Annotated in this window: 12 protein-coding genes; 3 read left to right on the forward strand and 9 right to left on the reverse strand. The window is 63.1% G+C overall.

Annotation, left to right across the window (positions count from 1 at the left end; translation table 11 throughout):
* Positions 1 to 35 precede the first annotated feature (35 nt).
* Positions 36 to 710 carry a response regulator transcription factor gene (locus Y882_RS15305; RefSeq protein ID WP_046972819.1) on the forward strand — a complete coding sequence of 225 codons (675 nt, stop codon included), beginning with the start codon at positions 36 to 38 and terminating at the stop codon, positions 708 to 710.
* Positions 711 to 882: 172 nt separating this feature from the next.
* Here the strand turns inward: Y882_RS15305 and Y882_RS15310 are convergent, their stop codons facing one another.
* Positions 883 to 4350, reverse strand: coding sequence for a hybrid sensor histidine kinase/response regulator (locus Y882_RS15310; protein WP_046972820.1), 3468 nt, complete (start codon positions 4348 to 4350; stop codon positions 883 to 885).
* Positions 4351 to 4457: 107 nt separating this feature from the next.
* On the opposite strand from Y882_RS15310, the gene Y882_RS15315 reads away from it, so the two are divergent.
* Both Y882_RS15315 and Y882_RS15320 read left to right on the forward strand, forming a co-directional pair.
* Positions 4458 to 5102: a 4'-phosphopantetheinyl transferase family protein gene (locus Y882_RS15315; RefSeq protein ID WP_046972821.1), complete on the forward strand. Its 645-nt coding sequence runs from the start codon at positions 4458 to 4460 to the stop codon at positions 5100 to 5102.
* Between the two features lie 211 nt (positions 5103 to 5313).
* Positions 5314 to 6057, forward strand: a complete 744-nt coding sequence (locus Y882_RS15320; RefSeq protein WP_046972822.1) for a pyridoxine 5'-phosphate synthase — start codon at positions 5314 to 5316, stop codon at positions 6055 to 6057.
* A 219-nt stretch (positions 6058 to 6276) separates the two neighbouring features.
* Here Y882_RS15320 and Y882_RS15325 read toward each other — a convergent pair whose 3' ends face one another.
* The 8 genes from Y882_RS15325 to dnaN form a co-directional block, all read right to left on the reverse strand.
* A complete protein-coding gene (locus Y882_RS15325; protein WP_046972823.1) occupies positions 6277 to 6693 on the reverse strand; it encodes an ExbD/TolR family protein in 417 nt (138 codons plus the stop codon).
* 5 nt (positions 6694 to 6698) lie between these two features.
* Positions 6699 to 7112: an ExbD/TolR family protein gene (locus Y882_RS15330; RefSeq protein WP_046972824.1), complete on the reverse strand. Its 414-nt coding sequence runs from the start codon at positions 7110 to 7112 to the stop codon at positions 6699 to 6701.
* 11 nt (positions 7113 to 7123) lie between these two features.
* Positions 7124 to 7870 carry a MotA/TolQ/ExbB proton channel family protein gene (locus Y882_RS15335; RefSeq protein WP_046972825.1) on the reverse strand — a complete coding sequence of 249 codons (747 nt, stop codon included), beginning with the start codon at positions 7868 to 7870 and terminating at the stop codon, positions 7124 to 7126.
* Positions 7871 to 7919: 49 nt separating this feature from the next.
* The gene (locus tag Y882_RS15340; RefSeq protein WP_046972826.1) at positions 7920 to 8579 is read right to left on the reverse strand and encodes an energy transducer TonB; all 660 of its coding nucleotides are present in this window, start codon (positions 8577 to 8579) and stop codon (positions 7920 to 7922) included.
* Positions 8580 to 8777: 198 nt separating this feature from the next.
* A complete protein-coding gene (locus Y882_RS15345; RefSeq protein WP_211259198.1) occupies positions 8778 to 10067 on the reverse strand; it encodes a tetratricopeptide repeat protein in 1290 nt (429 codons plus the stop codon).
* A gap of 311 nt (positions 10068 to 10378) precedes the next feature.
* Complete coding sequence (gene gyrB, locus Y882_RS15350; RefSeq protein WP_046972827.1) at positions 10379 to 12793, reverse strand: DNA topoisomerase (ATP-hydrolyzing) subunit B; 2415 nt, start codon at positions 12791 to 12793, stop codon at positions 10379 to 10381.
* 73 nt (positions 12794 to 12866) lie between these two features.
* The gene (gene recF, locus Y882_RS15355) at positions 12867 to 13946 is read right to left on the reverse strand and encodes a DNA replication/repair protein RecF (RefSeq protein ID WP_046972828.1); all 1080 of its coding nucleotides are present in this window, start codon (positions 13944 to 13946) and stop codon (positions 12867 to 12869) included.
* A gap of 96 nt (positions 13947 to 14042) precedes the next feature.
* On the reverse strand, positions 14043 to 15143 hold the full coding sequence (gene dnaN, locus Y882_RS15360) for a DNA polymerase III subunit beta (protein ID WP_046972829.1): 1101 nt from the start codon (positions 15141 to 15143) through the stop codon (positions 14043 to 14045).
* Positions 15144 to 15183: the final 40 nt, after the last annotated feature.

Raw genomic sequence — 15183 nt, forward strand, 5'->3', positions numbered from 1 at the left:
CAGGGTGCGCTCCTACAGAGTGAAGCAGGGAATCCATGCCTGACGTACTGATTGCCGACGATCACCCGCTGTTTCGCGACGCCCTGCAACGCGCCGTGGTGGCGGCCGTTCCCAACGCCAACGTGCACAGCGCGGACAGCGTGTATTCGCTGCTGAGCCTGATCGAGCAATATCCGGACGCCGAGTTGCTCCTGCTCGACCTGCACATGCCTGGCGCGCGCGGCTACTCCGCACTGGCGCATATCCGCGGACAGAACCCGGGCCTGCCGACCATCGTGGTGTCCGGTCATGAAGATGTGCAGGTCGCGCGACGCGCGCTTGCGCATGGCGCATCGGCCTATATTCCAAAGTCGACGCCGGGCGAAGACATCATCACCGCCATCCGCAAGGTGCTCGATGGCGATGTGTGGCTACCGCACCAGCTGGTCGGCGGCGGTACCGCACTCAAGCCGGACGAAGCAGCTGTTGCCGATCGCGTCGCCACACTCACGCCGCAGCAGTTCCGCGTGCTCACCATGATCGCTGAAGGTCTGCTCAACAAGCAGATCGCCTACGACCTGGGCGTCTCCGAAGCCACGGTAAAGGCGCACATGACCGCCATCATGCGCAAACTGGGCGTCAACAACCGCACCCAGGTCGCACTCGCTGCCAGCCATCTGGCCATCGACCAGGAAGCGATGCCGTCGCTGCCGGCAGACGAAGAAAGCTGATTCGCGCCGGCCCGCAGGGGCACACCCTTGTGGGAGCGCACCCTGTGCGCGACAAACCTACGAAGCGGTACACCACAGCGTGGCCGTCGCGCACAGGGTGCGCTCCCACAGACGAGCGAGCACGCCCGGGAGACTCGCCAAAGCCGATGTGCGGCAAACGCTCCACCGCGCTCTAAGCCATCGTCTGCCTGCGCACCAACGCGCTCAACAACGCCCGCAACGCCGCCGGCCTGACCGGCTTATGCAGAATCGGATACCCCAAGGCCCGCGCGCGCTGCTTCAACTCGCTGCTGCCATCGGCGGTAATCATCGCGATCGGCGGCAAATCACCCAGCTCCGTGCGCAGTGCTTCGAGCGCCTGCAAGCCGTCCATTTCATCGGTGAGATGGTAGTCGGCCAGGATCAGGTCGACGCCACCGCGACGCAGTTCCTGCTCGGCCTCCGCCACATCGATCGCGGTGCGGCAATCCACACCCCAGCGCTGCAGCAGCGCGCGCATGCCGTCGAGGATGGAGGTGTCGTTGTCCAGACAAAGCACGGTGAGTGGCAACTGCTCGTTCGATACCGGATGCACATTCGTGCGCCGGCGCGGTATTGCACTTTCGGCGCGCGGCACGCGCACGGCGAAGCGGCTGCCCTTGCCTTCGCGCGAGACCAGCTCGAGCTTGTGATGCAGGATGCCGGCGATGCGCTCGCAAATGGAAAGGCCCAGTCCCAAACCTTTTTCACCCCATGGCGATGGGCGATCCAGTCGCTGGAACTCGCCGAAGATGCGCGCACGTTGTTCCGCCGCGATGCCAGGTCCGGTGTCCCATACTTCCAGCCGCACTTCATCTCCCATGCGGCGTGCACCAACCAGGATGCCGCCTTCGCGCGTGTAGCGCAGTGCGTTGGAAATGAAGTTCTGCAGCACGCGACGCAGCAGCTGTGGATCGCTGCGCACGGCCAGCTTCGTCGGCACCACACGCAGTCGCAGTCCGCGCTGCTGGGCAATCACGGCAAACTGTGCCATCAGCGATTCGAACAGATCCGACAACGCCACATTGCTGATGTCCGCGCGATAGCTGCCGGCATCCAGGCGTGAGGTATCGAGCAGTGCGTCCAGCAAATCTTCGGCGGCGCGGAACGAGGCGTCGATGCGCTCGGCCAGCAGGCTGGCTTCGCCATCGAGCCCGGGATGCTGACGCAGCGCGGCGGTGAACAAACGCGCAGCGTTCAACGGTTGCAGCAGGTCATGACTCGCCGCCGCCAGGAAGCGCGTCTTCGAGGCATTGGCCATTTCCGCTTCGCGACGCGCGTGGGCAGCGGAGTTGAGCGCCTCGCTGAGCTCGGCCGTGCGCAGATCCACGCGCTGCTCCAGGTTCTCGTTCGCCTCGATCAGCGCCTGCTCGGCATGCTTGTACGCCGTGACATCGGTATAGGTGGTGACATAGCCGCCACCGGGCAGCGCGCGCCCGCGCATCTCGATCACCGAACCATCGGGACGGATACGCTGGAACACATGCGGTGAACCGGCATGCATATGGCCAAGTCGCTTGGTCACATGCGCCTCGACTTCACCCGGACCCAGTTCACCGTGCTCGGCGTTCCAGCGGATCAGGTCGGCCACCGGCACGCCGACGTAGACCATGCCGTCGGGGTAGTCGAACAGTTCGAGATAACGGCGATTCCACGCGACCACCCGCATGCTCGCGTCGATCACGCTGATGCCTTGCGACACATTCTCCAGCGTGGTGGACAACAGTTCGCGATTGAAGCGCAGTTCCTGCGAGGCTTCGTCCATCAAGGCCATCGCTTCGGCGATATCGAGACCCGAGCCAGACAGCGCGCCCATCAGGATGCGTCGCGCACTCGCAGCGCCAACGGCGGAAGCAAGCAAGCGCTCGGTGTATTGGATGAGCGCGCGATCGGCTGCCTCGCTGGCTTGCAGCGGTTTGCCGCGGCGCTCGCCATAGTCCTCGAACGCACGCTGGCTGCTGCGCTCGCCGACAATGCGTTCGGCGATGGTGCGAAGATCCGCCACGGCCACGCGGCCACGCCAGTCGCCCGCGCCGCGGCTGTCGATGGCGTAGGGGTCGATGAACATCGCCGCGTGCAGGCGCTCTTCCAGGTTGGGGCGAAAGCGCAGGGAGACGAAGATCAGGCAGGCCACGTTGACCAGCAGCGACCAGAACGTGCCGTGCATCACCGGATCCCATCCACTCAGATGGAACAGCGCCTGCGGCTGCAACCAGCTCAGATGCATCGGGCCCGTATCCAGCCAATCCGCCTCGCGGTTCAGCCCTGGCAGCAACAAGGTGTAGGCCCACACCAGGAAGCCCGCACCCAGTCCGACCGCCACGCCTTTTCGGCTCGCGCCTCGCCAATAAAGCGCCGCGACAATGCCTGGCGCGAATTGCGCGACGGCCGCAAACGCAAGCAAGCCCGTAGTGGCGAGATTGGTGGTGTCCGCCACCACGCGGTAATAGACATAGGCCATCGCGGCCAGCGCGATGATGGCGATGCGTCGCACCAGCAACACCAGCTGCGACAGGTCGGCGCGCTGCTCGAGCTTGAGCGCGTGTATGCGCAGCAGCATCGGCATCACGATGTCGTTGCTGATCATGGTGGACAACGCCACGCAGGCCACGATCACCATGCCGGTCGCGGCGGAGAACCCACCGATAAAGGCGAGCAAGGCCATGCCGCGATCGCCGTAGGCCATCGGTAGGGTGAGTACCCAGGCATCCTTGTTGCCGGCCTGCAATTGCGGCACGTGCAAGCCTGCCGCCACGATGGGCAGCACGGCCAGGCTGACGATCACCATGTAGATGGGAAACAGCCAGCGTGCGCGCGAGACGTCGTGCGGGTCCTCGCATTCCACCACACCGATCTGGAATTGCCGTGGCAGACAGAACATGGCGCAGAAGGCGAGCAGCGTCTGCGCGAGAAAACCAGGCGAGACGCCTTCGGAAAATTGCTGGACCGGCAACTGCGTGGTGACCGCCCAGCCCGGTCCACGCCACAGCGCATACCCGGCCAAGGCGATGAACACCACGAGCTTGATCAGCGATTCGACCGCGATGGCCAGCATCATGCCGTGGTGATGTTCGGTGGCATCGATGGTGCGCGTGCCAAACAGGATCGCGAAGGTGGCCAGCAGGATCGCGCACCACAGCGCGCTGTCGCTGAACTGCGAGGTGCCCGCCGGCGACGGGGTGCCGAGCACCGCATAGGACATCGCCACCGCCTTGAACTGCAGCGCCAGGTACGGCACCACGGCAATCACCGCGATCACCGCCACCAGGGCGGCCAGGCCATGCGACTTGCCGAAGCGAGCGCCGATGAAGTCGGCAATGGAAGTGATATTGCGCTGGCGAGCCAGCAGCACCAGGCGCCGCAGCAAGCCAAAGCCGAACACGAACAACAGGATCGGGCCGAGATAGATCGGCAGATAGCTCAGGCCTTCGCGCGCTGCCGTGCCCACTGCGCCATAGAAGGTCCACGACGAGCAATACACCGCCAGCGCGAGGCTGTAGACGATCGGACGCAGCCGCGGTTGCCGCGGGTAGAGCGGTCGGCGATCGCCCGCATAGGCGACCACGAACAGCAACCCGACATACAGCAGCGAAACCAGCAGCAGCAGCCATCCGGCAATCAAGCGGTGTTCTCCGAGATGAGGGCTTCCTGCGGTGGCTGAAACCGGGGTGCCGTTCCTGGCGACCGCCGTGCTTGTAAGTATCGCCCCTTAGCCGGCAACATGGGCAGATGATCACGACCGACGGCCAGACACCGGCCGAGCTGGCTGCGCAGCTGGGTGACGAGGATATTCACGTCTGGCGGCTCGCCTATGACCACCATCAGGGCCGCGCGCCTCTGCTGGCGATGTTGGGCGGCTATCTGGGCGTAAGCGCAAGCGCGGTGGAACTTCAGATTTCCGAGCACGGGCGCCCGGAGCTGGCGGGCAGCCAGCGCGATGCGTTTTCGTTCAATTGGTCGCACAGCCACGACCAGGCGCTGATCGCCATCGCGCGCGGCGTGCTGCCGGGAATCGACCTGGAACGACTGCGCCCGCACCCCAAGGCCGTACCCATCGCACAGCGCTATTTCAGTCCGGACGAAACGGCCGCGCTCGAGGCGTTGCCGGTCGACCAGCGTGATCGCGCCTTTCTGGAGCTATGGACGGCCAAGGAGGCGGTGCTCAAAGCCGTTGGCCGCGGCCTGGCGTTCGGGCTGCATCGCTTGAGCATCAGCGGGCCATCCCACCTGCCGGTGCTGCATCGACTGGAAGGCTATGAGCCCCGGCAGTGGCAGCTGCATCGCCTTATTCTGGATGACGCCCATGTCGGCACACTGGCCTGGCAGGGCGCACCGCGTCGCATCCGGCAGTGGACACTTGCCGGTACGGATTGATCGGCGCAATGTGTGCAACCCGCCGTTGTGACGCTCTGCCAGAGCCCTTGCGAGAGCGCACCGAACGGTAGCGAGGCCGGCAAGGCCCGCGTAAAGGAATCGGCGCGTAGCAGCGAGTCGATCAGGATCCAGGCGCCAAGTGCGCCTGCATGATCGTCGCTTACGCATAGTGTCAGCGGCTTGAAGCCTCTCAACGAGTGTTGTCCCACCCATGACCCTGCTCAGCGTCAACGTCAACAAGATCGCCGTACTGCGCAATTCGCGCGGCGGCAGCGAACCGGACATCCTGCGCGCCGCGCACACCTGCATCGATGCGGGTTGCGGCGGCATCACCGTGCATCCCCGGCCCGACCAGCGGCACGTTCGTCCTGACGACGTGCGGGCATTGGCGGCAGTGACCCGCGGTCGCGTCGAATACAACATCGAGGGCAATCCGTTCGCCGGTCCGCGTGGCAGCTATCCGGGCCTGATCGAACTCGCGCGCGAAGTGCGCCCGACCCAGGTCACCCTGGTGCCGGACGGCGACGGCCAGATCACCTCCGATCATGGCTTCGACCTCACGCGGGATATCGAGACTCTGAAGCCGCTGGTCGCCGCGCTCCGCGACATCGGTTGCCGTGTAAGCCTGTTCGTCGATTCAGGAGCGACCGGCTTTGAAGAGGCGATGGCCATCGGCGTTCAGCGCATCGAGATCTACACCGGCCCTTACGCGCAGGCCTTCGAAGAAGGGCAGGTGCAGCAGGAGCTCGAGCGCTGCGCGGACACCGTACGGCGCGCCCAGCACGCGGGCCTGGCCGTGAATGCCGGACATGATTTGAGCCAGGCCAACCTGGGCACGTTCAAGGCCGCGATTCCCGGCCTGGCCGAGGTGTCGATCGGACACGCGTTGATAGGCGAGGCCCTGTACGAGGGCATGGCGACGACCGTGCGGAAATACCTGCAGATCCTGCGCTGAACTCGTAGCTGCCTCGCCGGTACCGGGCACTGCAGCGTGCGTGTCCGGAAGCATTGGCCTGTGCGGCTTGCAAGCGTTTAGCCATCCATACGTCCGGACGATGGCGCGTCGCCAAGCCGCGCATACTGGCGACCGAGCTTTCGACAGACGAAAAAAACCCCCGCACTGGGCGGGGGTCCAAAGGGTAGTCTTGCGGTAATGCCTTGCGGTATTACTGAATTACTGACCTTCAGTGAAGCCGATCTTGGTGAGGCCGTAGCTCTTCGCATCAGCCAGCACACGAGCAACGTGCTCGTACGCCACACCGTCGTCCGCGTTGATCTGCACTTCCGGCTGCTTGGCCGGATCGCCCAGACCACCGATCACCGCGAGCTGCGCCTTGAGGCCCAGCTCATCCACCGGCGTATCGTTCCAGTACAGCGCACCGGACTGGTCGATCTTGAGGCGAACTGGCTCCGGCGGATTCTCCGGCTGCACGATGTTCGGATTCGGCTGCGGCAGGTCGATCTTCACTTTATGGGTAAGCATCGGCGCCGTGATCATGAAGATGATCAGCAGCACCAGCATCACGTCGACCAGCGGCGTGACGTTGATGTCAGCCATTGGCCCCTTACCACTTCCAGAACTGAATGCCATGACCCTTACTCCTTGCCGGTCGTCATGAAGCCGACGTGCACCATGCCGGATTCCTTGGCGTCAGCGAGGACCTTCTTGACGATCTTGTATTGCGTGGTCTTGTCCGCTCGGATCTGAAGCTCAGGCTGCGGCGTCAGCGTCGCCTTCACCGCAAACTGGGCTTTCAGTTCCGCCTCGGTGACTTCGACGTCATCGAGATACAGCGTGCCATCAGGCTTCACGGCCAAGTCCATCGGCGTCACCTGCTCAGTATCCGGAACCTTCGGATTGGCAGTCGGCAGCTCGACGGTGATTCGATGGGACATCAGCGGCGCGGTGATCATGAAGATGATCAGCAACACCAGCATTACGTCGACGAGCGGCGTAACGTTGATCTCCGACATCGGGCCGCCGGAATCGCCTCCGGTACTCATTGCCATGGGTCAGATCCTCACTTGCCTTCGACGCGAGCGCCGGTGGCGAAGAAGTCGTGCAGGTCATGCGCAAACTCGTCGAACTGAGCGTACGTCAGACGGTTGGAGCGGTTGAAGAAGTTGTAGGCGAGCACGGCCGGGATAGCGGTGAACAGACCGAAGGCGGTCATGATCAGAGCTTCACCCACCGGACCGGCCACAGCTTCCATCGAAGCGTTGCCCGACGCGGAGATCTTGATCAGCGCGTGGTAGATGCCCCACACGGTACCAAGCAGACCGATGAACGGTGCCGACGAACCGACCGTGGCGAGCAGGGTCAGGCCGCCTTCCAGACGCAGGCTCTCGCGAGCCACGGCCTGGCGCAGGGCGCGATCGATGAACTCGGAGCGGCTCAGCGACTCGGCGAGGCGACCACCGCCGGCCGAAGCCTGCTGATGGTGAGCGACGGCCGAAGCGGCGTCGAGGGCGATCTTCGAGAACGGTTCGCCCTTGGGCTGGGCTTCGAGTTCGCGAATAGCGTCCTGGGTGGAGCCATTGGCCCAGAAGCCGTTGATGACCTTGTCAGCGCGGCCGCGAACCATGGAGTTGCGGATGGCGTTGGCGACAATGAAGTACCAGGAAGAGAAGGACATCACCACCAGCACCACGAACACGATCCAGCCAAGCGGATCGAAGTTGTGGATAAGGTGATCGAAGCCCATCGACTTCATGGCTTCGGCGTTGGTGGTACCGCCCGCGGGGGCCGGAGAAGTTTGCAGGAACATAACGCTACCCTTGGAAAGTCAAGCGTGAACTGATTGACCGTAACCGAAGTTACAGCTGATTGAGATTGAAATTGACCGGGACGCGGACATAGCCTTCCGTCTTTTGCCCGTTCCTTATGTTCGGATTGAAGCGCCACTTGCGTGCCGTTTCAATCGCGGCCTGATCCAGCTCGCGATAACCGCTGGACGATTCCACCTTGATGTCCTTAGGTGTGCCGTCCACGTCCACCAAGATCATCAGCGTGACCGTGCCCTCGTGACGCTGGCGAATAGCCTGCGGCGGATACTTGGGCTGAATACGGCTGTTATAGCTGATGTCCTGACTGGCTGTGATATCTGCAGGCGGTGCCGGAGGAGCAGGCGGTGCCGGCGGAGCCGCAGCAACAGCATTATTGGATCTTTCTTCCACAGCCGGCGGCGGAGCCGGCGGCGGCGGTGTCGGCGGCGGCTTGACCTGCTGAATGATCTTCGGCGGCGGCTGCTTCGGCGGCTCCGGCGGCGGCGGCGGCGGTGGCGGTGGCGGCGGAGGAGGCTCGATAAAGTTGACCTGGACCGTGCGTTCTTTTTCTTTCTGTACCTGCTTCGGCGGTGCCATGGGCGCCACCAGCAACAGGAACGCGAACGCATGCAGCGCAATGGCTACGGCCAGCGCCCAGGTACGCCTCCAATTGAACGGCCCTTGGCCGGTTGCTTCGTTACTTGAGGCCATCTGTCACTATCTGGAGCTAATCAATCGGTAAGACGTGGTCACGGTTTCCTGCGGCAAATCGATCCAAACGGATGACGTTTGCCACTGGACGGGAACACGGAAGGGTTTCAACGGTACAACAGCACATGGCAAATGTATAGCACTTGTGAGGCAGACATATGGACGTCCATCTGCCTCGCAGTTGTTACACGTTCTGCCTTACTTGCTCGCGCCCTGCGCCTTCAGCCAAGCCTTTGCTTTGGCGGAGGTTTCGGGATCCTGTGCGGCCTTCTCCATAGCTGCAATCGTGCCCGGCTTGTCCTTCAGGCCACGACACGCTTCGGCCAGCAACATATAAGCCGTGCCCTTGTGCTGCACGCCCTTGTCGATGCCCTGCTGGATGACGGTCTTCGCGTCGCTGAACTTGCTCTCCTGAATGAGCAGCTGGCCAGCGCGGATATTCGCCTCGCCGTCCTTCGCCATCGGGATAGCCTTCTGGTAAGCCGCCAACGCGCCCGACGTGTTGTCGGCCATGTAGGAAGCCGTACCAAGCAACGTGTAGTTCTCGGCAGTGGAAGTCACCACGCCCTTGCTCAGGCCTTCCTGAAGGACGGCAACCGCCTTGGTGGCCGGCTCTTTCTGGTCGCCGCTCTGCTGGCCCGAGACCAGGTAGAGCTTGGCAAGATTGACGTAGTCCTTCTCGGTCTTGAGCTGACCACTGGCGCGTGCCTTCTCCATCAGCGCAATCGCTTCGGGATACTTCTGCGCCTGCATCAGCACGGCCACGGCGTTGTTCAATGCGTTCGGATCATTCGGGTTGGCTGCGAGCTGCTGCTGCGCCACCTGGGCGGCCTGGTCGCCCTGGCCGGATTCGGAGTAGCTGGCCATCAGGATCTGGTTCCAGCTGTCGTTCGGCTTGTCGGTCATCGACTGCGCCTTCTTGATGGCGGCAATCGCTTCCGGGAACTTCTCGAGGCGGTAGTAGGCATTGCCTTCGAGTGCGTACGACTCGGCGGTTTCCTTCTTGCCTTCGGCGCGCCACTTCTCAACCGTGTCGATGCTCGGCTGGTACTGCTCATTGGCCAGGTAGAACTGGGCGAGCATGTACTCGAGCTGGAAGTAGGTGTCGTTCGGCATGGTGCCGTTGTCGAGCGCGCGCTTGAGCAGATCGATCGCGCCCTTCACGTCGCCGTCGTTGTAGTGCACGTTCGCCAGACCCTGCAGGGCCAGCGCTTGCGCATACTTGCTCTTGCTGCCGTCGGCGATCGGCTGGAGGATCTGGATCGCCTTGTCCTTGTCCTGGTTGTTGACTGCGTCGAGGCCTTCGTTGATGGCCTTCTGGTCCTTCTCGCTGGTCAGGTCCAGCTTCGGTTCCTTGCGCGTGGCGTTGGGGTACAGCGCTTCCTTCTTGTCCTTGGAAGAGCTGTCGCTCGCGATGACCGGGGTGCTCACCACGGCCAGGGCCAGCGCCGAACCAGCGAGCATCTTGATCAGGGGAACACGCTTCATGGCAGTCCTCAATGTAGGTTTCACGCGCTTAGAGCGCGGGGGATCGCTGAGCGTAACCTGACTCGGCGGCAGATAACAAGTCGCAGCGCGGCAACAAAGAATGTTAAAAATCAATAAGTTGGACCATACGCCAGCGACAGGGCGTGATTTTCATGCGCCAGCGCCATGCCTTCCGTGACTTTTTGGCCTGGAAAGACGCTATCGGCAGCCCTTTTCCTGACTTTAGTTAACGTACTAATGCGTTAACACGTGCGGGCAGAAAGAAGGCCGCGACGATGCGAGGAGTGCTCGCATCGTGCGCGGCCTGAGGATTACACGTCGAGGTTGGCGACCTTCAGTGCGTTCGCTTCGATGAAGTCGCGACGCGGCTCCACCGCCTCGCCCATCAGCATAGAGAACATCTGGTCGGCCGCGAACGCGTCCTCGATGCCCACCTGCAGCATGCGGCGGGTTTCCGGATTCACCGTGGTTTCCCACAGCTGCTCCGGATTCATTTCACCCAGGCCCTTGAAGCGCTGGATCATGCGGCCCTTCTTGCCCTCTTCCAGCAGCCAGTGGCGTGCGTCGGCAAAGCTCAGCACGCCGCGCGAGCCGTTGCCACGACGCACGACCGCGTCGGCCTGCACCAGACCGGCGAGCTGCTGGCTGGCCTGCAGGATCGGGCGGAATTCCGCGCCGCTGAAGAACGGCTGCTGCAGCAACCAGGTATGCGAGAGCCCGTGCTGGTCGCGCACCACTTCGATCGCCGCGGGTTGCTCATCTAGCGCCGGACGCAGGGCCAGGCGGTAGCGGGGCTTGCCCAGGCCGCTGGCGGCCAGGCGCAGCTGCACACCGGACAACCACGTCTGCATCGCGGCCGGATCGCTCCACAGCGAGGGATCCATCGGCGCGTGCTCGAGCATTGCGGTGAGCACGGTGGCGTCGAAGCGGTGACCGAGTCGTTCGATCTGGTCGAGGGCTGCCTGGTAATCGCGCAGCAGCTTCTCCAGCGCTTCGCCGGAGACGCCCGGTGCATCGGCTGAATACTGCAACTCGGCGCCATCCAGAGCACTGGAAACCAGGTAGGCGTTGAGCGCCGCGTCGTCCTTCAGATACAGCTCCTGCTTGCCCTGCTTGATCTTGTACAGCGGCGGCAGGCCGATGTAGATGTGGCCACGCTCGATCAGCTCGGGCATCTGGCGGTAGAAGAACGTCAGCAGCAAGGTGCGGATGTGCGAACCGTCCACGTCCGCGTCGGTCATGATGACGATGCGGTGGTAGCGCAGCTTGTCCGGGTTGTATTCCTCCTTGCCGATGCCCGTGCCCAGCGCGGTGATCAGCGTGCCGACTTCGGCGGAGGCGAGCATCTTGTCGAAGCGGGCCTTCTCCACGTTGAGGATCTTGCCCTTCAACGGCAGCACGGCCTGGGTCTTGCGGTTACGGCCCTGCTTGGCCGAACCGCCTGCGGAGTCACCCTCGACCAGGAACAGTTCGCACAGCGCCGGATCCTTTTCCTGGCAGTCGGCCAGCTTGCCCGGCAGGCCAGCGATATCGAGCGCGCCCTTGCGGCGGGTCATCTCGCGGGCCTTGCGGGCGGCTTCGCGGGCGCGGGCGGCGTCGACCACCTTGGAGGCAATCGCCTTGGCTTCGTTGGGATGTTCCAGCAGGAATTCGCCGAGCTTCTCGTTGACGGCCTGCTCCACCGCGGTCTTCACCTCGGAGGAAACCAGTTTGTCCTTGGTCTGCGAGGAGAACTTCGGGTCGGGGACCTTCACCGAAAGCACGGCGATCATGCCTTCGCGCATATCGTCGCCCGACAGCGTGACCTTGGCGTTCTTGGCCAGACCTTCCTTTTCGATATAGCTCTGCAACGAACGTGTCAGCGCCGCACGGAAGCCCGTGAGGTGGGTGCCGCCGTCGCGCTGCGGGATGTTGTTGGTGAAGCAGTACATCGTTTCCTGATACGCATCGGTCCACTGCATCGCCAGCTCCACCGAGATGCCTTCCTGCATCGCGCTCAGGCTGATCACGTTGGGATGCAAGGCGGTCTTGAGCTGCGCCAGATGCTGCACGAAGGAGCGGATGCCGCCCTCGTAGGCAAAGCGGTCGCTACGCCCTTCCCCGCGCTCATCCTTCAGGTCGATGGTGACGCCAGAGTTGAGGAAGGCCAGCTCACGCAGGCGCTTGGCCAGGATGTCGTAATGGAACTCGACATTGGTGAAGGTGCCGGTGCTGGGCAGGAAGCGCACGGTGGTGCCGCGCTTGGTGGAATCGCCCACAGGCTTGATCGGGTACAGCGGCTCGCCGTGGGCGTATTCCTGCTGGTACTCCTTGCCTTCGCGGTAGATGGTCAGCCACAGGTGCGAGCTGAGCGCGTTCACCACGGACACGCCCACGCCGTGCAGGCCGCCGGAAACCTTGTAGGAATTGGCGTCGAACTTGCCGCCGGCATGCAGCACGGTCATCACCACTTCCGCGGTGGACCGCCCTTCTTCCGGATGCGTGTCGACCGGGATGCCGCGGCCGTTGTCGCTCACGCTGACCGAACCATCGTCGAGGATGGTGACGGTGACGTGGTCGCAATAGCCCGCCAGGGCTTCGTCGATCGAGTTGTCGACGACTTCGAACACCATGTGGTGCAGGCCGGTGCCGTCATCGGTATCGCCGATGTACATACCGGGGCGCTTGCGCACCGCTTCCAGACCTTTCAGAACTTTGATGTTGCTCGAATCGTAGGATGCGTTCATTCGTCGACCGTTTCCTGGGCGCCTTCTCCCGCCCGGACGGCGCCTAGAGGCCGGGCTGGGACACAATCGGTGATTATAGCAGGGGGCCGAGACGACCCTGTTCCACGTGGAACACTTGCGTGGGACCTTGCTGGAGGGCCTCAGGAACCTCTGTTCCCGTGACCAGTACCTGGGCGCCCACCAGGCGCAGTTGGTCCACTACGGCCGCCTGATGGGCTTTATCGAGTTCCGAGGCCAAATCGTCCAGACAGACCACGGGCCACTCGCCTCGCCTCTCGGCATAGAGAGCGGCCTGGGCTAGGGAACAACCAAGTGCCGTGAGCTTCTCTTGCCCTCGGGACAGATGTTCGCGTTGGGGAGCGTGCTCGAACACGATCGACCAGTCGGCGCGATGCGAGCCCATGGTCGTGTGACCACGCGCCAGGTCCCTGCCGCGCTGGCTGGCCAGCAACTCGCCCAAAGAGGCATCTTCCGACCAGCCCCGCCGATACTTCATCTCCACGCGGCCCAGTTCGGGCAGCAATCCAGCCATCGCCCCTTCGATATGGGGGCGAAGGGCCGCTAAATACAGTTCGCGCAGACGGTCGATGACGGTCGCCGTGGCATCCAGTTCAGCCTCCCAGGGCTGGAACAAGGCATCCGAAGCGGGCGTGGAAGCTCTCAACAGCGCGTTTCGCTGCTTGAGGGCGCGTTGGTAGCGTCGCCAGGCCAGCATGAACTCATGTTCCACGTGGAACACGCCCCAATCGAGATAGCGGCGACGCTCTTCAGCTCCTCCGGCGATCAGGGCATGCGACCCGGGTTCAAAACAGACGACGGCGCACTCCCCCACCAATTCGCTGAGGCTGACGACTTCGCCATCCATCCGGGCTTCCCAACGAACGCCCTGTCGACCCAAACCCAGGCGACGCCCTCGACCATCGGCGTGCCGCAGCTCGGTGAACACGGACAGGGACTCTGCCCCACGCTGAAGCAAGGCATCTTTCGCCCCAGAGCGGAACGACCGGGCGTGCGAAAGCAGGAACGCGGCTTCCAGAATGCTGGTCTTACCGGCGCCATTGGCACCCGCAAAGACGGTGACACCGGGCTCCAGAGGGATGACCACATCCCCTAGGCAGCGCAAACCGTGAATGCGCAGGCTCTCCAGCCACATATCAGCAAACTTCCCATGCAAGAACGCCGGAGCGTCTTTCGACGGCCCCGGCGTTCATGACTGGCTTGCCGTGAACAGGCAAACGGCGATTGGACATCAGAGGCGCAGCGGCATGATCACGTGGCGCGCCTGCTCGCTGTCGTCTTCCTGCACCAGGCAGCTCGACTGCGCATCGCGCAGGCTCAGGCGGGCTCGCTCGCCGCGCAATGCTGCCAGCGCATCGAGCAGATAACCCACGTTGAAGCCCACGGCCAGATCGGACACCGGCGTATCGGCTTCCAGTTCTTCCACGGCCTCTTCCTGCTCCGGGTTGTGAGCCACGATGCGCAGCTTGCCCGGCGACAGTTCCAGCTTCACGCCGCGATACTTTTCGTTGGAAAGAATCGCCGCACGCTGGAGCGCACCACGCAGCACTTCGCGATCCAGCGTGGCGTGCTTGTCGGCGCCGAGCGGAATGACTGCTTCGTAGTCCGGAAAACGACCGTCGATCAGCTTGGAAGTGAACACCACATCGCCGCGACGCACGCGCAGGTGATTACGGCCGAATTCCAGCTCAACCTGGCCATCGCCGGTTTCGAACAAACCGACCAACTCATTCACGCCCTTGCGGGGAATGATGATCTGGCGACGGGTGGAAACCTTGCTCTCCAGCTTGGTTTCCTTCAGCGCGAGGCGATGGCCGTCAGTGGCCACGCAGCGCAGCGTGTGCTCCTGCAGATCCAACAGCATGCCGTTCAAGTAGTAGCGCACGTCCTGGTTCGCCATGGCGAAGGAGGTGCGCTCCATGAGATCGCGCAGCACTTCTTCCGGCAGCGCTACTCGCTCAACCAGCTCTATTTCATCGATGGTCGGGAATTCAGTGGCTGGCAGCGTGGCCAGCGTGAATCGGCTGCGACCAGCATTCATGGCGACGCGATCGCCATTGAGCTTCAGCTCGATCTGGGCGCCATCGGGCAGTGCACGCACGATGTCGAACAGCTTGCGCGCTGGAATGGTGATCTCACCGTCGACCAGCTTGTCAGCGGCCGTGGTGGCAATCATCTCCACTTCCAGATCGGTACCCGTCAGCGACACTTTGCCGTCGGCGACTTTCACCAGCAGGTTGGCTAGAACCGGCAGCGTCTGGCGGCGTTCGACCACGCCGACGACCTGCTGCAACGGTTTGAGCAGAGCTTCTCGTTGAATGCTGAATTGCATGTATGCGCTTCCCCAATCCTGCTTTTCTGTTTTTAAAAGA

This window comes from Dyella japonica DSM 16301, assembly GCF_001010355.1.
In the GTDB taxonomy this organism is placed as follows: Bacteria; Pseudomonadota; Gammaproteobacteria; order Xanthomonadales; family Rhodanobacteraceae; genus Dyella; species Dyella japonica.